Origin of the sequence: Bradyrhizobium sp. BRP23, from assembly GCF_020194135.1 — a bacterium.
In the GTDB taxonomy this organism is placed as follows: domain Bacteria; phylum Pseudomonadota; class Alphaproteobacteria; order Rhizobiales; family Xanthobacteraceae; genus Bradyrhizobium; species Bradyrhizobium yuanmingense.
Genome location: NZ_JADYVW010000018.1, coordinates 86,984 through 104,041, shown reverse-complemented (window position 1 = coordinate 104,041; position 17,058 = coordinate 86,984). Strand labels below are relative to the sequence as shown.

Sequence of the window (17,058 nt, the reverse complement as noted above, 5' to 3'; positions counted from 1 at the left end):
TTACAGGCCTTCGGGCACCGCCTGATCCCGTCCGATGAAGGCGCCCTGTTGTTTCAACGTTTCCTGCAACTTTTCAATGGGGATTTCGCGTGGAATCCGGTTTCCGGACAGCGCCAGCGCGGCGGCGGAACCGGCGGCTTCACCCATCGCGAAGCAGGCACCGGAGACCCGGGCGGCCGACTGGCCCTCGTGGGTCATCGAGGCGCAGCGGCCGGCGACCAGGAGATTGTCGACGCCCTCAGGGACCAGCATCCGGTAAGGCAGCTCATTATAGCCGCGCGATTCCGGGATCGGCGGGAAGGTGAAGACGACGTCGCCGGGCACATGGGCCTCGATCGGCCAGCCGTTGACGCCGATGGAATCCGCGAACGAGGCGCAGCCGAGCACGTCCTCGCCGCTGAGCTGGTAGCCACCCTTGATGCGGCGGGTCTCGCGGATGCCGAGCTGTGGCGGCAGGTCGACGATGTAGGACTTCTCAAATCCGGGCACCGTGCTGCGCAGGAATTCGTACGCGGCGAGCGCCTGCTTGCGGCCTTCGATCTCGCCGCGGGTGAGATCGTCGGGCTCGATGCCGTTGATGGCATGACCGTCCTCGCGCGCCACCTGCGTAAAGTTCACCCGCCATTCGATGCCGGATTTCTGTGGCCGCACGATCGCGCTTCTGCGCGGAAACCTGTGCGTGCCGGCCGCTACGGCCTTTTCCATCAATTGCGGAATGGTGCGCCAGGCCTCGCCGGCCTTTGCGGGATCGATGCCGTTGAGACGGAGCATCATCGAGGGGTAGAGCGGATGGCCATGCTCGTCGCCGATCTCGAACGGCGCGCCGGCCCACACGGCGAGATCGCCGTCGCCGGAGCAGTCGATGAAGATCTCCGCGCGCACCGCCTGCCGGCCGGCCTTGGTCTCGATCAGCATCGCGTCGATGCGGCGCTCATCGGCCATCACGACGCTGGCGCCGAGGGCGTGGAAGAGCATATTCACCTTATGGCTGGCGAGCAGCTGGTCGGCCGCGATCTTGTAGGCGGCGGTGTCATAGGCCTGGGCAAAAACCTTGCCGAGGATCAGATGCGGCGCGTTGAGGCCGTTCAAGCGATCGATCCGCGCCAGCAGCTCCGAGGCGAGCCCCTGCACCAGCCGCCGGTGCTCGCCATGGACATTGCCGTGCAGGCCGCAGAAATTGGTGACGCCGGCCGCTGTGCCCATGCCGCCGAGAAAGCCGTAACGTTCGATCAGCAGCGTCTTCCGCCCCGCGCGCGCCGCTGCGGCTGCCGCCACGATGCCGGCCGGCCCGCCGCCGAGCACGACGACTTCATATTCGCCATAGAGCGGTACTTTGCGCGCTGGTTCGTCGATCGTCGTGGCCCACATGGCGCGTTCCTTCCCGGAATCTGGTTCGAACTGGATCACGGCTTAGCCGGCGGTCCTCATGCCCGCAAGATCGCGGTTGCTCGCTAACGGTGGACCTGAGACAAGTGCAGGCATGGATTCGATCATCGTCAGATACTGCTTCGCCGCTTCTATCGCCCTCGCGATCTCGGCCGTTCCCGCCTCGGCCGTGGAGCAAAACTGCCGCTTCATCCCCGCCAAGCCCGATCGCGAGGCCTGCTACAAGCGGCAGGAGGAAGACCTGTCGGCTAAGCGCAAGCCGGCCACGCCGGCGGCTGAGAGCACGACGCTCGACACGCTGCGCCAGTTGCGGCAGGACGACGACGCCGTCTACCGCAGCATCAACAACATCTGCCGCGGCTGCTGACGCCTAACCTTTGCCACTGCCCCAATTCGCCGCCCGCTTCTCGGCGAAGGAGGCCAGTCCCTCCGCCGCCTCCGCGCTCTGGCGCTTGAGCGAATGCAGCTCCACGAGCCGCGTGTAGGCAGCATCGTCCACGGCCATGCCGCCGAACGAGCTCTCCAGCGCGAGCCGCTTGGTTTCGGCCATGGCCTCCGGTCCGTTGGCGAGCAGCTGCTCGACGACCTTGGCGCCTGCAGCCTCGAGATCGGCGAGCGGCACCACCTCGTGGACGAGGCCGATGCGGCGGGCGTCTTCGGCGCCGAAGCGCTCGCCGGTCAGCGCGTAACGGCGGACTTGCCGTACACTAATGGCATCGCAGAGCTGCGGGATGATGATCGCCGCGGTCAGGCCCCAGCGCACCTCGGTGATCGAGAACAGGGCGTTGTCCGCTGCAATCACGACATCGCAGGCCGCGATGACGCCGGTGCCGCCCCCGAAGCAGCCGCCCTGCACCAGCGCGACGGTCGGAAGCGGCAAAGTGTTGAGCCGCTGCACGGCCTCGAACGTCGCCCGCGAGGCTGCCTCGTTCGCCTCGCGCGATTGCGGCCGCACGCTGTTGATCCATTTGAGATCGGCGCCGGCCTGGAAGTGCTTGCCGTTGCCCCGGAGCACGACGACGCGCAAATTGGGCTTGCTGCCGAGGTCGTCCATGGCCGCGAGCACGCCTGAGATCAGCGCGCCGTCATAGGCATTGTTGACTTCCGGCCGATTCAACGTGACGGTCGCAACCCCGCGTTCATCGAGGCTCCACAGGACGGGGCTGGCAGTCATCGGCGGTCCTCCGGTTGTTTGCCGCGCACTATGGCCGAGCGCGCGTGCCCTGATCCATATCTTTCCGGCGTAGGGCGGCCGCGTCCATCGCATGGCGGCTTGTGTCATGCTGGCTGCGGGCGACACCACGGGATGGATACGGGATATCAATATGCGCATCTGCATTTTCGGCGCAGGCGCCGTCGGCAGCCACATTGCGGTACGGCTGGCGCGCGCCGGCCATGAGGTCAGCTGCGTGATGCGGGGCGCGCATCTGGAGGCGGCCCGCGCGGGTGGGCTCAAGCTGCGCGTCGGCGATTCCGAGGTCGGCGCCAAGGTGAACGCGTCAGGCGACCCGGCCCAGCTCGGCCCGCAGGACGTCGTGATCTCGACCTTGAAGGCGACGGCGCTTCAGGGACTGGTTTCCAGCATCAAGCCGCTGCTCCAGGACGATACTGCGATCGTGTTCGCCCAAAACGGCATTCCCTGGTGGTACGGCATCGGCCTGCCGCCGCGGCACCCGACGCCGCCGGACATTTCATTCCTCGACCCCGGCGGACGCCTGCGCGCCTGCATCCCGAAGGAGCGGATCGTCGGCGGCGTGATCTTCTCCTCCAACGAGGTGATCGCGCCCGGCGTGGTGCAGAACCTGACGCCGGACCGCAACCGCCTCCTGATCGGCGAATGCGACGACCGCAATTGCGAGCGCATCACCAGGCTGCGCGGCGTCTTCAACGATGCGCGGCTGGAATCGCCGCCGGTCGCCGAGATCCGCGAGGCGATCTGGTCAAAGCTGCTGACCAACATGTCGCTGTCGGTGCTGTGCCTGCTCACCGGCCAGACCGCGCGCGGCGTGCGCGACGACCCCGCCTTCACGGAGGTGATTCCGCGTATGCTGAACGAAGCCAACGCGATCGCCCAATACTTCATTCCCGAGGTCAAGCGCGCCAGCCGCAGCGGCCCCGCCCCCAACCACAAGCCGTCGCTGCTGCAGGATTACGAGCTCGGCCGCGCCATGGAGATCGACGTGCTGGTGAAGGCGCCCCAGGCCTTCGCGCGCACCGCCGGCCTGTCGACACCTACGCTCGACCTGATCGCCGCGCTCGCGATCCAGAAGGCGCGCGACAAGGGGCTTTATTCCGCGTGAGCCTCAGGCGAGCGCATCGATCCAGGCCGCGAGCGTGTCCAGCACCTCGTTGAGCGCCTCGTCATTGCTACGGCCGGATTTCTTGAGCACCGCAAAGGAATGGTCGCCGCCTGCGACCTCATGCAGCGTCGCCTTACGCCCGAGCCGCTCGATGACGGGCTCGAGATGGGCAAGATCGGCAAGCTCATCGCGTGTGCCTTGCAGGAACAGCATGGGAATCGCGATTGCAGCGAGGTGCTCGGCGCGCTCGCTCGACGGCTTCTTGGCAGCATGGAGGGGAAAGCCGAGGAAGGCCAGCCCTTTGACATCGGGGAGCGGCGACTTCGACTGCGCCTGCGAGGTCATGCGGCCGCCGAATGATTTTCCACCGGCAACGAGCTTCAGCCCGGGGCAGAGCCGCCCCGCCTCCGCGACCGCGGCGCGCACGCTCGCGTGTGCGATTGCGGGCGGGTCAGGACGTCCCTTCTTCGCTTCCATGTAGGGAAAATTGAAGCGGAACGTCGCAATGCCGCGTTCGGCAAGGCCGGCTGCAACCTTCTCCATGAAGGAATGCCGCATGTCTGCGCCGGCGCCGTGCGCCAGGACGTAGCAGGCGCGCGCGTGGGTCGGCTGCGTCAGGATCGCCGAGACCGTGCCGATGCGCTCGATGTCGAACTTGAGCTCTGTCGTCTTGCCCGTCATGACCGCCTCGATTTGCATCTAAAGCGCGATGAGATCTGGATGAACGTCATCGCGCTTCAGGTTGTTGTTCGCGCATGATCTTTCCGGAAAACCGCTTCGCACTTTTCCGGATCATGCTCTATTGGCGCGTGCCGCTCGCGGGCCAGAGATAGTTCAGGACCTGATCGAGCGTCATCATGATCTCGCGGCGTCCGGCCTCATTGTTCACAGAGCCGAATTTCTCCTCGAGCGCAAGCTTGGCAAAGCCGTGAACGGTGGACCAGGCCGCCGCAGCCGCCGTCTTCGCCTCCTTCGCGGTGCCGCCGGTCAGCTCGGCGACGACGACCTCGAACGCATGGCCGGCGGCCCTGCTCGCCTGCTTCAGGCGCGCATCGTCGGCAACCAGCCGCTTGTTGGCAAACATCATCTGGAAACGGCCGGGATGCCTCAACGCATAATCGACATAGGCAAGTCCCTGGGCGTGGAGCTTGTCGCGGACGCCCTGCTTGGCGGAGGCCGCCTCGCGCAAGGCGCCGGCAAGCGCGTCGTAGCCGCGGATCGCCACTTCGGTGAGAAGGCCCTGGGCGTTGCCGAAATGATGCGATGGCGCGGCCGGCGAAACGCCGGCGCGGCGTGCGGCTTCGCGCAGCGTGAAGGCTTCCGCGCCTTGCTCGGCGAGAATGGCTTCGCTCGCGGCGATCAGCGCCTCCTGCAATTCGCCGTGATGGTATCCGACCTCCGGCTTTGCCTGGGTCGGAGCGGTGCTGCGCTTGGCGGCGGGGGGCCGTTTCTTCATGTAACTTGACACTGTTCAGATTGCAGCATATCTATCTTAACACTGTTCAGATTGAGCGGACCGGAGTTCGAAATGACCGAAATGCAGAATATCACCGCGAGCCATCCCGTAAAGCGGCGTCATCTGGTCGGGGGCGCGGCCCTCGGCATGCTCGCAGGTGCCGTCGGCGGCCTCGCCGGCGGCGTGGCGCTCGGCCAGGGCGCGGCGCTGCCGCAGCAAAAGCCGAGCGGCAAGCAAAGGTTCGCGGGCAAGGTCGTCATCGTCACGGGCGGCACCTCCGGAATCGGGCGGGCCGCAACGCTGATGTTCGCCGCCGAGGGCGGCCGCGTCGCCTTTTGCGGGCGCAACACCGACCGTGGCAAGCAGGTGGAGACCGAGGTGCGCGAGTCCGGCGGCGAGGCCGTCTTCATTCGCGCCGACCTGCGCCACGAATCCGAGGTGAAGGCGCTGGTCGATACGACCATCGCGCGCTACGGACGGCTCGACGTCGCCTTCAACAATGCCGGCATCTCCATCGAGAAGCCGCTGCATGAATTCAGCGCGGCCGAATTCGACGACGTGATCGGCACGGATCTGCGCGGCGTGTTCCTGTCGATGAAATATCAAATCCCGCACATGCTGGAGAAAGGCGGATCGATCGTCGTCACCTCCTCGTCGAACGCCATTGCGACGTCGGCCAAGCGCTCGGCCTATTCGGCTGCCAAGCGGGGACTGGTCGGCCTGGTGCAGGCCGCGGCACTCGACTACGCAAAGCATGGCATCCGCATCAACACCTTGATCCCCGGCACCACGGACACCCCGATGATCCGCCGGCTCGCCGGCATGGAGGGCCTGCCCGATGCGGCCTGGCATATCGGCATCGCGCAATGGGCCAAATCCAACGTCCCGGGGTTACAGCGCGTGGCAGCGCCTGAGGAGATCGCGGCTTTTGCGCTGGTGCTGGCCTCCGACGATCATCCCTACACGACCGGCGGCCAGTTCGTGATCGACGGCGGCAAGACGGCTCATGGCTAGATCGGACGCAGCCTGAAAACACAGTTCATGGCGATCCCGGTGGGCGTATCCGCGCGACCACGATCTGGAAAACATCAATCTTCGCGCGTCCTCGGCGCGCAGGCCGTAACGCGCGGGAGCCGTCAGCTGACCCGCCGTTCCCGCCCCTCCCAGAACGGCCTGCGCAGCTCGCGCTTCAGCACCTTGCCGGCACCGGACAACGGCAGCGGCGTCTCGGTGATCTCGATGCTGCGCGGACATTTGTAGCCGGCAATCAACGTCTTCGTGAACTCGATCAGCTCGCCGGTCGAAACCTCTACGCCGCTGCGTTTGACCACGACGGCATGGACCTGCTCTCCCCATTGCTCATTGGGAATTCCGATCACGGCGCATTGCAGCACCGACGGATGCTGCGCCAGCGCGTTCTCGACCTCGACCGAGTACACATTCTCCCCGCCCGAGATGATCATGTCCTTGACGCGGTCGACGACATAGATGAACCCATCTTTGTCCATGTAGCCGCCATCGCCCGTGTGCATCCAGCCGTCGACGACGGCGCGCGCGGTCTCCTCCGGCCGCTCCCAATAGCCCATCATCACGGTGTCGCCGCGCACCACGATCTCGCCGACGGCGCCCGCCGGCAGCGGCTGGTCGTTCTCGTCGACGATCCGCACCTCGCAACCGAGCGTGGCACGGCCGGCACCGCGATGGCGCCCCTTCCCGCGCCCCTCCCCGATGTGCTCGTCGGGATGCAGCAGCGTCGCGATCGGCGACAATTCTGTCATGCCGTAGGCCTGCGTGAAACGGACATGCGGCAGTGCGCGCGCGGCACGGTCGAGCACCGCCTCGCTGATCGGCGAGGCCCCGTAGATGATGTTCTTCAGGGACGAGAGGTCGTATTTGCCGATCGCGGGGTGATCGACGAACATCTGGATCATCGTGGGCACCAGCAGCACGTCTGTGACGCGCTCGTTCTGCATCGCAGCCATCACGCCTTCGGGCGTGAAGCCCTGAACGATCACGTTCGAGCCGCCGGAGAGCAGCAGCGAATACATCGCCGCCCCGTTGGCAAGGTGAAACATCGGAGCCGCATGCAGATAGATCGCGCTTGCCGGAAACAGGCCTTCGCCGAGTGCGTTGAGCGCATTGGCCATCAGATTCTGGTGACTGAGCATCACGCCTTTGGAACGGCCGGTGGTGCCGCCGGTGTAAAAGATGCCGGCGAGATCGTCGCTTTTGCGCATGGCGTCGGGCACCCGAGCGCTGCCCGCAACCAAAGCCTCATAGCTCTCCATCCCCGCCGGCGCCTCGCCATCGTCGGCATAGATCAGCTTCAGCCCCGGAATGGCGCCGGCGAGCTGCGCGCCGACCTGCGCAAAGGCCTTGTCGACCAGCAGAACGGACGCGCGGCAGTCGCGCAGCGCATCCTCGTTCTCCAGCGCGCTCCAGCGGATGTTGAGCGGCACGATCACGCCTCCCGCCCAGCCGGTCGCCAGATAGAGCTCGAGATAGCGGTCCGAGTTGAAGGACAGCACCGCAACACGGTCGCCGTTCCCGACGCCGCGCGTGCGCAGGCCGCCGGCCAGCCGTGTAACGCGCTCGCCGAGTTCGCCCCAGCTGCGCCGCCGCTGGCCATAAACGGTCGCCAGCCCATTCGGATTGATCTGCAGCGCCCTGCGCAGGCCGTGCGTGATGTTCATCCCGTTCCTCCTCCCGTGCGTTTCTTCCCTGTTGCTTTGCGTCCTGAGTTGCGCCCTTGCGGCGCCCTCGGCGTCTTCTTTGTCATTTGCAGCCGAACCTCGGCCGCCAGGCCGTCCGTCAGCCGCACCGTGAACTCGTCGGCGATCGCGGTCGGCGACAGCTTGCCCTCCCGTCGATACCAATGGCCGATCCAATTGAGCGAACCCGCGATCGCGAAGGCTGCAAGCTTTGGATCGCAAGGCCTGATCGAACCGTCAGCAATGCCTGCAGTAATGTATCGCCGGAAGGTGGCGTCGATCCGCCTCTTGGCGGCGCGTGCGACACCGGCGTTCCGCTCGGCCAGATCGCGCAAATCGAAACGCACCAGGCTCGCGCCGAAATCGGTCGCCATCAGTTCGGCATAGGCGTGCACCAGCTTGCGCAGCTTGGCGAGACCCGAACCGCCGCCGGCGTTGATCTCCGTGATCACGCCGTCGACGAGTTCGGCGCCCATCGACCAGCATTCGAACAGGATCTCGTCCTTGCCCCGGAAGTAATTGTACAGCGCGGGCTTGGTGATGTTCAGCCGGTCCGCAACCTCGTTCAGCGTTGCGCGATGATAGCCCTGCTCCAGGAACAGCTGCACCGCGGCGCGCAGCACCGCCTCGCGCTTCTCGTCGCGGGCGCGGCGCCGGCTCTCGAACGGCAGCCAGGGCGAAGGCGATGACGGCGGAGCGGGCGGCGCTGAATCCATGGCCGATCGGTTGACTCTGGTGGAAATCGGACGATATGTTACCCACGGGTAAGAAAAAGTCCAACGGGTAATTTATTGGGAGGAAGCGATGTCTGACGTGGTCGTCGCCGGGGTCGGCATGATTCCGTTTGCCAAGCCGGGCGCCAGCGCCCCCTATCACGAGATGGGAACGGAAGCCGTCAAGCTCGCGCTCGCCGATGCCGGCCTCGGCTACGAGAAGATCGAGCAGGCCTATGTCGGATACGTCTATGGCGATTCCACCTGCGGGCAGCGCGCGCTCTACCCCGTCGGGATGACCGGCATCCCCATCGTCAACGTCAACAACAATTGCTCGACCGGATCGACCGCGCTGTTCATGGCGCGGCAAATGATCGCAAGCGGGGCGCTGGATTGCGTGCTGGCGGTCGGCTTCGAGCAGATGAAGCCCGGCGCGCTCGGCAGCGTCTATGCCGATCGCCCGAGCGCGTTCGAGGAGTTCGACGCGGCTGCGGACCAGCTGATCGACGCCCCCGGCATTCCGCTGGCGTTGCGCTATTTCGGCGGCGCCGGGCTCAGCCACATGAAGAAATACGGCACGCCGCTCGACGCCTTCGCCAAGGTGCGCGCCAAGGCGAGCCGACATGCGAAGAACAATCCGCTCGCGCTTTTCCGCAAGGAAGTCACGGCGGACGACGTAATGAACGACCAGGTGATCTGGCCCGGCGTCATGACGCGCCTGATGGCGTGCCCGCCGACCTGCGGCGGCGCCGCCGCCGTGCTGGTCTCCGAGCGGTTTGCGGACAAGCATGGCATCGGCAAAGAAGTACGCATCGCGGCGCAGGCCATGACCACCGATACGCCCTCGACCTTCAAGGCCGGCGACATGATGCAGCTGGTCGGCTACGACATGGCAAAAGAGGCTGCCAGCCGGGTTTATGAGAGCGCCGGCATCGGCCCCGGCGATCTCGACGTGGTGGAGCTGCACGACTGCTTTGCTCATAACGAGCTCATCACCTACGAGGCGCTCGGCCTCTGCGGCGAGGGTGAAGCCGGCAAGTTCATCAATGACGGCGCCAATACCTATGGCGGCCGGATCGTGACCAATCCGTCCGGCGGATTGCTGTCCAAGGGACATCCGCTCGGCGCCACCGGGCTTGCGCAGTGCTACGAGCTGACGCGGCAGCTGCGCGGCACCGCCGGCGCCACGCAGGTCGAGGGTTCCAAGGTCGCACTTCAGCACAATCTTGGCCTCGGTGGCGCCTGCGTCGTCACGCTCTACAAGCGGCACTGATATCGGCCATGGTCGACCAGTCCGCCGTAGGGCGCAGCTTCACGCCGGTCACCGCGCGCGTGGAGCCCGGCCGTCTCCGCTACTTCCTCAACACGCTGGGTGAACAGAATCCGGTCTACCGCAATGCGGATGCTGCCCGGGCGGCCGGGTTCACCGGCATGCCGGTGCCGCCGACCTATCTGTTCTGCCTGGAGATGATGGACATCGACGATCCCTTCGAAATGTTCAGCGCGCTCGGCATCAATCTGTCCCGCGTGCTGCATGGTGAGCAAAGCTTCGCCTATCACGCGCCGGTTCTGGTCGGCGACACCCTGACGTTTCGGCCGCGCGTAACCAGCGTAACGGACAAGAAGGGCGGCGCGATGACGCTGATCGGCATCCGATGCGAGGTGACCAATCAGGACGGCGTGCATGTCGCCGATACCGCGCGCACCATCGTCGTGCGCAACGAGGCGGCGTCATGACGGCATCCGGAGACATCAAGGCCGGCGACCGCATCGTCCACAAGGTCTTTCCGCCGATCACCCGCCACACGCTCGCGCTCTATTGCGGCGCATCGGGCGATCATAATCCGATCCACGTCGACATCGACTTCGCCAAGGCCGCCGGATTTCCCGATGTGTTCGCCCACGGCATGCTGGTGATGGCCTGTCTTGGGCAGGCGCTGACGGATGTGGTGCCGCCGTCGAAGCTCCGCAGCTTTGCGACCCGGTTCGTCTCGATCACTCAGCTCGGCGCCAAGCTCACTTGCGAAGGCACCGTGACCGAGCTCTTCGTCGAGGACGGCGAGCGTCGCGCAAGGCTCGCGCTCACCACCAAGGACGATCGCGGCGAGGTCAAGCTCGAAGGCAGCGCCGTCGTCGCGCTGTGACAGCAAGAGGACTCATTCAAATGACAAAACTGCAGGGAAAGGTCGCGCTCGTCACCGGCTCAGGCCGCGGCATCGGGCGCGCGATCGCACTCAAGCTGGCGCGCGAAGGCGCCAGGGTGGTCGTCAACGACCTTGATGCCGAGCCCGGCAACGCCGTGGTCGCGGAGATCGAGGCACTCGGCGGCAATGCCACTGCCGTGAACGGCAGCGTCGCCGAGGCGGGCTTCGCCGATCGCTTCGTCGGCGCCGCGCTGGACAAGTTCGGCGGGCTGGACATCATCGTCAACAATGCCGGCTATACCTGGGACTCCACCATCCAGAAGATGACCGACGAGCAGTTCCAGGCCATGCTCGACGTCCACCTCGTCGCGCCGTTCCGGATCCTGCGCGCGGCCGCCGAGCCGATCCGCGTCTTCTCCAGGAAGGAGGCTGAAGAGGGAAGCGAGGTTTTCCGCAAGGTCGTGAACATCTCCTCCATCGCAGGTCTCTACGGCAATGCCGGGCAGGCCAGCTATTCCTCGGCCAAGGCTTCGCTGATCGGACTGACCCGAACCATGTGCAAGGAATGGGGCCGCTACAAGGTCAACGTCAATTGCGTCGCCTTCGGCCTCATCAACACCCGCCTGACCCAGCCGATCGAGGCACAGCAGAAGACCATCGACGTCGCCGGCCGGGACATCAAGGTCGGCGTGCAGCCGCACATGCTGGAAGCCATGTCGCGCATGATCCCGCTCGGCCGCGGCGGTACGCCGGAAGAGGCGGCCGACGCTGTCTATCTGTTCTGCAGTCCGGAATCCAATTATATCAGTGGTCAGGTGGTCGTCGCCGGCGGCGGCCTGATTGTCTGAGAGCGAGGCGCTGATGCATTATCGATCCTCCTGGATGACCGAAGAGCTCGACGTCTTCCGCGACCAGTTCCGCAAATATCTCGCCAAGGACCTGGCGCCGCATGCCGAGAAGTGGCGTGAGCAGAAGATGGTCGACCGCTTCGCCTGGCGCGGGCTCGGCGAGATGGGCGCGCTGCTGGCGAGCGTGCCGGAGGAATATGGCGGCCTGGGCGCGACCTTCGCCTATGACGCCGCCGTGCTCGACGATCTCGAAAGCACGGTGCCGGAGCTGACCACCGGCGTCTCCGTGCACAGCGCCATCGTCGCACATTACATCCTCAACTACGGCTCGGAGGAGCAGAAGAAGCGCTGGCTGCCGAAGATGGCGTCCGGCGAGGTGGTCGGCGCCATCGCCATGACCGAGCCCGGCACCGGCTCGGACTTGCAAGCTGTCAAGACCACGGCGAAGAAGCAGGGCAATTCCTACGTCATCAACGGCCAGAAGACCTTCATCACCAACGGCCAGGCCGCCGATCTCGTCATCGTGGTCGCGCGCACCGGCGAGCTAGGTGCCAAAGGCATTTCGCTGATCGTGGTCGAGACCGCGGGCGCGGACGGCTACAAGCGTGGGCGCAACCTCGACAAGATCGGCCTGCACGCCTCCGACACCTCGGAGCTGTTTTTCGACAACGTGACCGTGCCGCCGGAAAACCTGCTCGGCAAGGAGGAGGGCCAGGGTTTTGTCCAGTTGATGCAGCAATTGCCGCAGGAACGCCTTGCGCTCGCGGTCGGCGCCGTCGCCTCGATGGAGCGCGCGGTCAAGCTCACCACCGACTACACCAAAGAGCGGAAGGCGTTCGGCAAGCCGCTGATGGATTTCCAAAACACCGCCTTCACGCTGGCCGAGCGCAAGACCGAGGCGATGATCGCGCGCGTCTTCGTCGATTGGTGCATCGAGCGCCTGGTCGCCAAGGACCTCGATACCGTGACGGCATCGATGGCGAAATATTGGTGCTCGGAGAAGCAGGTCGAGACCGCCGACGAATGCCTGCAGCTGTTCGGCGGCTACGGCTACATGCAGGAATACCCGATCTCGCGCATCTTCATCGATTCCCGCATCCAGAAGATCTATGGCGGCACCAACGAGATCATGAAGCTCTTGATCGCGCGGTCGCTGTGAGGCGCTCCACCTCGCCCCGCTTGCGGGGAGAGGTCGATCGCGTAGCGATCGGGTGAGAGAGCCTCTCCACAGGTCCGTCTCTCACCGTATTCGCGGAAGCAGCCCCCTCACCCCAACCCTCTCCCCGTAAGAACGGGGAGAGGGGGCGCATCGAGCGAGTTGCCGCATAGTTTCCCTCAGCGCGTGCGCCAGTCGCGCGGCCGGCAGCCGAAGCGCTGCTTGAAGCGGCGGGTGAAGTGGGAGAGGTCCGAAAAACCCCAATCGAACGCGATGGCGCCGATCGCGTGCTCCGCCATCGTGGGAGTCCTGATATCCCTGGCCGCGCCGTCGAGACGATGGTCGATGACGTAGTCGGTGAAGCTGGAGCCCGATCGCGCCAGCAGCTTGTGCACGTAGCGCTCGCTGATGCCGACGGCGGCGGCGACGTCTGCGACCGCAAGTCCCGGCTGGCGGAGCCGCCGGTGGATGGCACGTTTCACCGCCAGCGTGGTTGCATCGGCGAGACTCTCGGCTTCAGCGGCGTGCAGGCGGCTGCCTCGCGACAGGCTCACCGCAACCAATTCGATCAGCGCCCGGAACAGCCGCACACCTTCGTCCTCGCCCATCTGCAGCGCACCCTCGCTGAGCGTGCGCGCGGTCTCGACAATGAGGTGGCCGACGACGGGATCGTCCGAGAGGCGTGCCGCAACGACGTCGAACGAAGCCGGCAGCCGTTCACGCAAGGCTTCTGCCGGCACCCAGAACGAGGCGACGCGCAGCTGCGGACCACGATCGTGCAGGAGCGCGAACTGGCGGTCGCTGTCGAAGATGCCGACCTGTCCGGGCGACAGGCTGATCTCGCGACCGTCCTGCTGGATGCGGCAGCGGCCGGCCAGCTTCAGGTTGAGGTAGAAGCAGCTGCGATCCGACGCCGCAATATCGGCCGCGGAACGGCGCACCAAATGCTCAGGGAAGCTGACGCGGTTGATCGCGGCATTACCGAGACGGACGTGCTCGACGCTGGCGGGAAAGCCGCTTGCCGCCGCCGGCTCCGGCGTCAGATTCATGAAAGCCTGGCAGATTGCCTCGCGATAATAGGCGAATTGCTCGTGAGGCCGTACACCCACCGTATTCCAGGCCGAGTGGCGCGACGGGACGGGGCGCTCGATCTGCTGCATCGGTTCACTCCGAGACCAATACGGTTCACTTCCAGCCAAGCGGCAAATCGGTCGCCGGTCCACACTTGCCGTGCGGCGACGCTGCGCCGATCTAACCACACCCTCGGGAGGAGCCACAATATGTCGACCTACGTTCTCGTCCATGGCGCCTGGCATACAGGCGCCGAGCTCGAGCCGGTCGCCGCGCCGATCCGCGCCGCCGGCCATCAGGTCCATACCCCCACCATCAAGGGCAACCGTCCGGGCGATGCCAAGACGACCGGGTTGAAGGAAGCGATCCAATCGATCGCGGACTACCTGGCCGAGAATAATCTGAAGGACGTCATCCTGCTCGGCCATTCCTATGGCGGCATGGTCATCACTGGCGTTGCCGACCTCGCGCCGGAGCGCATCCGCCGCCTGGTCTACTGGAATGCCTTCGTGCCCAATGACGGCGAATGCCTCAACGACATGGTGCCGCCGCATTATGTCGGACTATTCGACGCCATCGCGGCCGAGCGCGGCGACGGCTCGGTGGTGCTGCCCTTCCCGATCTGGCGCGAGGCCTTCATCAACGATGCCGATCTGGAGACGGCGCAGCGCGCTTATGACGTGCTCAATCCGCATCCGCTGGCGACCTTCAGCGACAAGATCGCGCTCAAGAGCAATCCGGCCGAGATGCCGCTGGCCAAATCCTACATCAACTGCACCGAGGATACCGCGATGCCGCACAGCCATGGCTGGCATCCGCGCCTGTCGGAGAAGCTCGGCCTGTTCCGCTTGGTGCAGGTGCCGGGAAGCCACGAGCTGTGCTTCTCGGACCCGGCGCGGCTCGCCAAGGCCATCATGGAGGCGGGACGCGATTGACGATGCGTCTCTCGACGGCGCTCCCGGTCCATGAGCGCCGTCAATTCGGATGCCACCAGCGGCCGCCGATGACGACGCCTTCGGACACGATCTTGCGATCGCCGATCAGGTGCTCGCCGACGACGTCCTCGTAGTCGAACTGGCCCTGCCGCACCGAGATCAACGTGGCGTCGCCGACGCTGCCCGGCTTGAGGCTGCCGAGCTCAGGACGCCGCAGCGCCATCGCCGCATTCACCGTCGATGCCGCGATCACATCCGGCAGCTCCATGCCCATGCACAGGAACTTCGACATGGTCGTCACCTGGTCATAGGCCGGGCCGTCGATGCAGAGCTGATGGATGTCCGAGGAAATCGTGTCCGGATGGAAACCATTGGCCAACATGGCGCGCGCGGTCTTGAACGCGAACGAGCCCTTGCCGTGGCCGATATCGAACAGCACGCCGCGCTCGCGCGCTTCCAGCACCGCCTTCTTCACGGTGCCTTGCGCCGTCGCCGGCGTGTTCGGGAAGGGGCGGAACGCGTGGGTCAGCACGTCGCCGGGACGCAGCCGCGCCAACACGTCCTCATAGCTCGGCGGCGGATGGTCGATATGCGCCATCAGCGGCATGCCGACCTCGTTCGCGACCTCGAGCGCGATGTCGAGCGGCACCGCGGCCGACGTGCCCGACGAATGCAGGCCGACGCGCACCTTGATGCCGACGATGAGATCGCGGTTGGCATCGGCCACCTCGGCCGCCTCGATCGGATTCATCAGGCGCAGCTCCTCGCTCTCTCCGACCATGATCCGGTGCGAGAAGCCGAAGATGCCGGCATGCGAGACGTGCAAATAGGCGAGGATGCGGACCTGGCTCGGCTCGATCACATGCTTGCGGAAGCCGGCGAAATTGCCGGGGCCAGCGCTGCCGGTATCGACCGCCGTGGTGACGCCGGAGAGGCGGCAGAACTCCTCGGCATCGATGCCGAGCGAGGTGCCGCCCCAATAGACATGGGTGTGCAGATCGATCAGCCCAGGCGACACGATGAACTGCGAGACGTCGCGGACATCGGTGCCCGGATCCGCCTTGAGCCCTGTGCCAACAGCGGCAACCTTGCCGTTCGAAAATGCGACATCCGTCACGGCATCAAGCTTCTGCGAGGGGTCAATGACCCTTCCGCCGCGAAGGATCAAGTCAAAAGGCATCATGGTCTCCGGGTATGGCAACGGACAGGCATGGACCGGGCTGGAAGGTGCCCCTTCCGGCCCGGTCGCTTCTGTTAGCAATTTTTGCACCAGCCGAGCAAATCAGCGGGCATCCTGTCCGCCCGGCTTGCGGGCCGCCGGATGCATGACGGCTTACTCCGTGAACGTATGCGCGACTCTACGGGAGCGAAGGACGTAGGTTATCCAAATCGCGGCACTGATCGCACCGACGACCATTCGTGCGACTTGAAGAGGTTCGATAGTGAAAAAATCACCGAACGGACGGTTCAAGCCGATGGAAAAGATCGATGCAACCCAAACCAGATCGATCAACGGCATCAGTACCGCACAGATCATCTGCACAATGAAGAACGCTGGAAATCTACGGGAATGCATGAACAGGAGCACCGCCGTCCAGATTGCGAGACCGATCAGCGCGGCGTTCATCGCTATCTCGCCCCAAAATACGATTGAGAATTGCACCCAGGTCTCGCTGGAGATCGACTGCACATATTGCGCGGTATTGACGACGAGGCGCACGATGCCGATCATTTGGCCGAACGCCAGAAGCCCGAGCCAGCCGCTGATGCCGGTCATCTCTGGCTGGACGTCCTTGAATGAAGCGCCGTCTTCTGCGGGAGCGGCCGCCTCGCGAATGACCTCAACCGGCGGCGATGCTGGGCTTGGCGGCGGCGATTGAAGGAGCTGCTGCGTGATCTCGTGCACCTCCCCGGCCGGCTTCCAATTCTCGAAGCCGTGCCGCCAGACCAGCACGCGCCGAGGATCGGCGTTACCCGCGAGAAGCGTGAGGAGTTCAGAAATCGAGAACGGGCCGCGCCGCTGCCCGCCCTCAGCGTAGTACCATGAGTCCGCCATGCAAGGCCCCCTGCACCCGCCGTATTTTAGCCGGCTGTCGGCACACGTCACGATGGAATAACGCTTGGGGGGGAATACCGGCGTTGCGTGCCCTAGGCGCGGCGTAAACGCGCGGAAAAGTGGCGATCCCGGGAAGACTCGAACTTCCGACCTACGGTTTAGGAAACCGCCGCTCTATCCGGCTGAGCTACGGGACCGCGGAACCCGTGGGTGCGGGCTCGGCCCCCTCATAGCAGAGCAAAATGCGGTTCGCCAGCCGTCAGGCGGGCGAGATCGATCGTC

General features: G+C 65.2%; 18 protein-coding genes and 1 tRNA gene. 9 read left to right on the top strand and 10 right to left on the bottom strand.

Features of this window, described 5'->3' with window-relative positions:
- Entirely contained in the window at positions 1-1,368 is a 1,368-nt protein-coding gene (locus tag I6F24_RS32890) for an FAD-dependent oxidoreductase (RefSeq protein WP_225141031.1), read from the bottom strand.
- Positions 1,369-1,480: 112 nt separating this feature from the next.
- On the opposite strand from I6F24_RS32890, the gene I6F24_RS32885 reads away from it, so the two are divergent.
- Positions 1,481-1,753, top strand: coding sequence for a hypothetical protein (locus tag I6F24_RS32885; protein WP_225113683.1), 273 nt, complete (start codon positions 1,481-1,483; stop codon positions 1,751-1,753).
- Between the two features lie 3 nt (positions 1,754-1,756).
- Here I6F24_RS32885 and I6F24_RS32880 read toward each other — a convergent pair whose 3' ends face one another.
- The gene (locus I6F24_RS32880; RefSeq protein WP_225141033.1) at positions 1,757-2,560 is read right to left on the bottom strand and encodes an enoyl-CoA hydratase-related protein; all 804 of its coding nucleotides are present in this window, start codon (positions 2,558-2,560) and stop codon (positions 1,757-1,759) included.
- Between the two features lie 151 nt (positions 2,561-2,711).
- Between I6F24_RS32880 and I6F24_RS32875 the strand changes: the two genes are divergently transcribed.
- Positions 2,712-3,686: a ketopantoate reductase family protein gene (locus I6F24_RS32875; protein WP_225141035.1), complete on the top strand. Its 975-nt coding sequence runs from the start codon at positions 2,712-2,714 to the stop codon at positions 3,684-3,686.
- 3 nt (positions 3,687-3,689) lie between these two features.
- Here I6F24_RS32875 and I6F24_RS32870 read toward each other — a convergent pair whose 3' ends face one another.
- Together I6F24_RS32870 and I6F24_RS32865 are read right to left on the bottom strand one after the other, a co-directional pair.
- Positions 3,690-4,367, bottom strand: coding sequence for an alpha/beta family hydrolase (locus I6F24_RS32870; RefSeq protein WP_057027800.1), 678 nt, complete (start codon positions 4,365-4,367; stop codon positions 3,690-3,692).
- 118 nt (positions 4,368-4,485) lie between these two features.
- Positions 4,486-5,142: a TetR/AcrR family transcriptional regulator gene (locus tag I6F24_RS32865; protein ID WP_225141040.1), complete on the bottom strand. Its 657-nt coding sequence runs from the start codon at positions 5,140-5,142 to the stop codon at positions 4,486-4,488.
- A gap of 72 nt (positions 5,143-5,214) precedes the next feature.
- Here I6F24_RS32865 and I6F24_RS32860 point away from each other — a divergent pair, with 72 nt between their 5' ends.
- Positions 5,215-6,156, top strand: a complete 942-nt coding sequence (locus I6F24_RS32860; RefSeq protein WP_225150768.1) for an SDR family oxidoreductase — start codon at positions 5,215-5,217, stop codon at positions 6,154-6,156.
- A 122-nt stretch (positions 6,157-6,278) separates the two neighbouring features.
- Here the strand turns inward: I6F24_RS32860 and I6F24_RS32855 are convergent, their stop codons facing one another.
- Together I6F24_RS32855 and I6F24_RS32850 are read right to left on the bottom strand one after the other, a co-directional pair.
- Complete coding sequence (locus I6F24_RS32855) at positions 6,279-7,835, bottom strand: long-chain fatty acid--CoA ligase (protein ID WP_225150766.1); 1,557 nt, start codon at positions 7,833-7,835, stop codon at positions 6,279-6,281.
- Positions 7,832-8,569, bottom strand: coding sequence for a TetR/AcrR family transcriptional regulator (locus I6F24_RS32850; protein ID WP_225150764.1), 738 nt, complete (start codon positions 8,567-8,569; stop codon positions 7,832-7,834). The genes I6F24_RS32855 and I6F24_RS32850 overlap by 4 nt, the downstream gene beginning before the upstream one ends.
- An 88-nt stretch (positions 8,570-8,657) precedes the next feature.
- On the opposite strand from I6F24_RS32850, the gene I6F24_RS32845 reads away from it, so the two are divergent.
- The 5 genes from I6F24_RS32845 to I6F24_RS32825 are packed head-to-tail and all read left to right on the top strand — an operon-like array spanning position 8,658 to position 12,717.
- The gene (locus tag I6F24_RS32845; RefSeq protein WP_225150762.1) at positions 8,658-9,839 is read left to right on the top strand and encodes a lipid-transfer protein; all 1,182 of its coding nucleotides are present in this window, start codon (positions 8,658-8,660) and stop codon (positions 9,837-9,839) included.
- 8 nt (positions 9,840-9,847) lie between these two features.
- Complete coding sequence (locus I6F24_RS32840; protein WP_109141709.1) at positions 9,848-10,303, top strand: MaoC family dehydratase N-terminal domain-containing protein; 456 nt, start codon at positions 9,848-9,850, stop codon at positions 10,301-10,303.
- Positions 10,300-10,710, top strand: a complete 411-nt coding sequence (locus tag I6F24_RS32835; protein WP_057027456.1) for a MaoC family dehydratase — start codon at positions 10,300-10,302, stop codon at positions 10,708-10,710. The genes I6F24_RS32840 and I6F24_RS32835 overlap by 4 nt, the downstream gene beginning before the upstream one ends.
- A gap of 20 nt (positions 10,711-10,730) precedes the next feature.
- A complete protein-coding gene (locus I6F24_RS32830) occupies positions 10,731-11,558 on the top strand; it encodes an SDR family oxidoreductase (RefSeq protein WP_225150760.1) in 828 nt (275 codons plus the stop codon).
- 13 nt (positions 11,559-11,571) lie between these two features.
- On the top strand, positions 11,572-12,717 hold the full coding sequence (locus I6F24_RS32825; RefSeq protein WP_225150758.1) for an acyl-CoA dehydrogenase family protein: 1,146 nt from the start codon (positions 11,572-11,574) through the stop codon (positions 12,715-12,717).
- Positions 12,718-12,893: 176 nt separating this feature from the next.
- On the opposite strand, the gene I6F24_RS32820 is transcribed toward I6F24_RS32825, so the two are convergent.
- A complete protein-coding gene (locus tag I6F24_RS32820) occupies positions 12,894-13,874 on the bottom strand; it encodes a helix-turn-helix domain-containing protein (protein ID WP_225150756.1) in 981 nt (326 codons plus the stop codon).
- 120 nt (positions 13,875-13,994) lie between these two features.
- On the opposite strand from I6F24_RS32820, the gene I6F24_RS32815 reads away from it, so the two are divergent.
- On the top strand, positions 13,995-14,720 hold the full coding sequence (locus tag I6F24_RS32815; protein WP_109141713.1) for an alpha/beta hydrolase: 726 nt from the start codon (positions 13,995-13,997) through the stop codon (positions 14,718-14,720).
- 40 nt (positions 14,721-14,760) lie between these two features.
- On the opposite strand, the gene I6F24_RS32810 is transcribed toward I6F24_RS32815, so the two are convergent.
- The 3 genes from I6F24_RS32810 to I6F24_RS32800 form a co-directional block, all read right to left on the bottom strand.
- Positions 14,761-15,900 (bottom strand): amidohydrolase/deacetylase family metallohydrolase, encoded by a 1,140-nt coding sequence (locus I6F24_RS32810; RefSeq protein WP_109145515.1) that lies wholly within the window; start codon positions 15,898-15,900, stop codon positions 14,761-14,763.
- Between the two features lie 153 nt (positions 15,901-16,053).
- Entirely contained in the window at positions 16,054-16,776 is a 723-nt protein-coding gene (locus I6F24_RS32805; RefSeq protein WP_225150754.1) for a DUF2569 family protein, read from the bottom strand.
- A gap of 120 nt (positions 16,777-16,896) precedes the next feature.
- A tRNA-Arg gene (locus I6F24_RS32800) sits at positions 16,897-16,973 on the bottom strand.
- Positions 16,974-17,058: the final 85 nt, after the last annotated feature.

Bases quoted from the DNA above. Each gene is read 5' to 3' on its own strand.
- I6F24_RS32805 (WP_225150754.1), bottom strand. From the start codon at position 16,776: ATGGCGGACTCATGGTACTACGCTGAGGGCGGGCAGCGGCGCGGCCCG.
- I6F24_RS32830 (WP_225150760.1), top strand. From the start codon at position 10,731: ATGACAAAACTGCAGGGAAAGGTCGCGCTCGTCACCGGCTCAGGCCGC.
- I6F24_RS32870 (WP_057027800.1), bottom strand. From the start codon at position 4,367: ATGACGGGCAAGACGACAGAGCTCAAGTTCGACATCGAGCGCATCGGC.
- I6F24_RS32840 (WP_109141709.1), top strand. From the start codon at position 9,848: ATGGTCGACCAGTCCGCCGTAGGGCGCAGCTTCACGCCGGTCACCGCG.
- I6F24_RS32885 (WP_225113683.1), top strand. From the start codon at position 1,481: ATGGATTCGATCATCGTCAGATACTGCTTCGCCGCTTCTATCGCCCTC.
- I6F24_RS32815 (WP_109141713.1), top strand. From the start codon at position 13,995: ATGTCGACCTACGTTCTCGTCCATGGCGCCTGGCATACAGGCGCCGAG.
- I6F24_RS32860 (WP_225150768.1), top strand. From the start codon at position 5,215: ATGACCGAAATGCAGAATATCACCGCGAGCCATCCCGTAAAGCGGCGT.
- I6F24_RS32855 (WP_225150766.1), bottom strand. From the start codon at position 7,835: ATGAACATCACGCACGGCCTGCGCAGGGCGCTGCAGATCAATCCGAAT.
- I6F24_RS32875 (WP_225141035.1), top strand. From the start codon at position 2,712: ATGCGCATCTGCATTTTCGGCGCAGGCGCCGTCGGCAGCCACATTGCG.
- I6F24_RS32890 (WP_225141031.1), bottom strand. From the start codon at position 1,368: ATGTGGGCCACGACGATCGACGAACCAGCGCGCAAAGTACCGCTCTAT.
- I6F24_RS32865 (WP_225141040.1), bottom strand. From the start codon at position 5,142: ATGAAGAAACGGCCCCCCGCCGCCAAGCGCAGCACCGCTCCGACCCAG.
- I6F24_RS32880 (WP_225141033.1), bottom strand. From the start codon at position 2,560: ATGACTGCCAGCCCCGTCCTGTGGAGCCTCGATGAACGCGGGGTTGCG.
- I6F24_RS32825 (WP_225150758.1), top strand. From the start codon at position 11,572: ATGCATTATCGATCCTCCTGGATGACCGAAGAGCTCGACGTCTTCCGC.
- I6F24_RS32810 (WP_109145515.1), bottom strand. From the start codon at position 15,900: ATGCCTTTTGACTTGATCCTTCGCGGCGGAAGGGTCATTGACCCCTCG.
- I6F24_RS32835 (WP_057027456.1), top strand. From the start codon at position 10,300: ATGACGGCATCCGGAGACATCAAGGCCGGCGACCGCATCGTCCACAAG.
- I6F24_RS32850 (WP_225150764.1), bottom strand. From the start codon at position 8,569: ATGGATTCAGCGCCGCCCGCTCCGCCGTCATCGCCTTCGCCCTGGCTG.
- I6F24_RS32845 (WP_225150762.1), top strand. From the start codon at position 8,658: ATGTCTGACGTGGTCGTCGCCGGGGTCGGCATGATTCCGTTTGCCAAG.
- I6F24_RS32820 (WP_225150756.1), bottom strand. From the start codon at position 13,874: ATGCAGCAGATCGAGCGCCCCGTCCCGTCGCGCCACTCGGCCTGGAAT.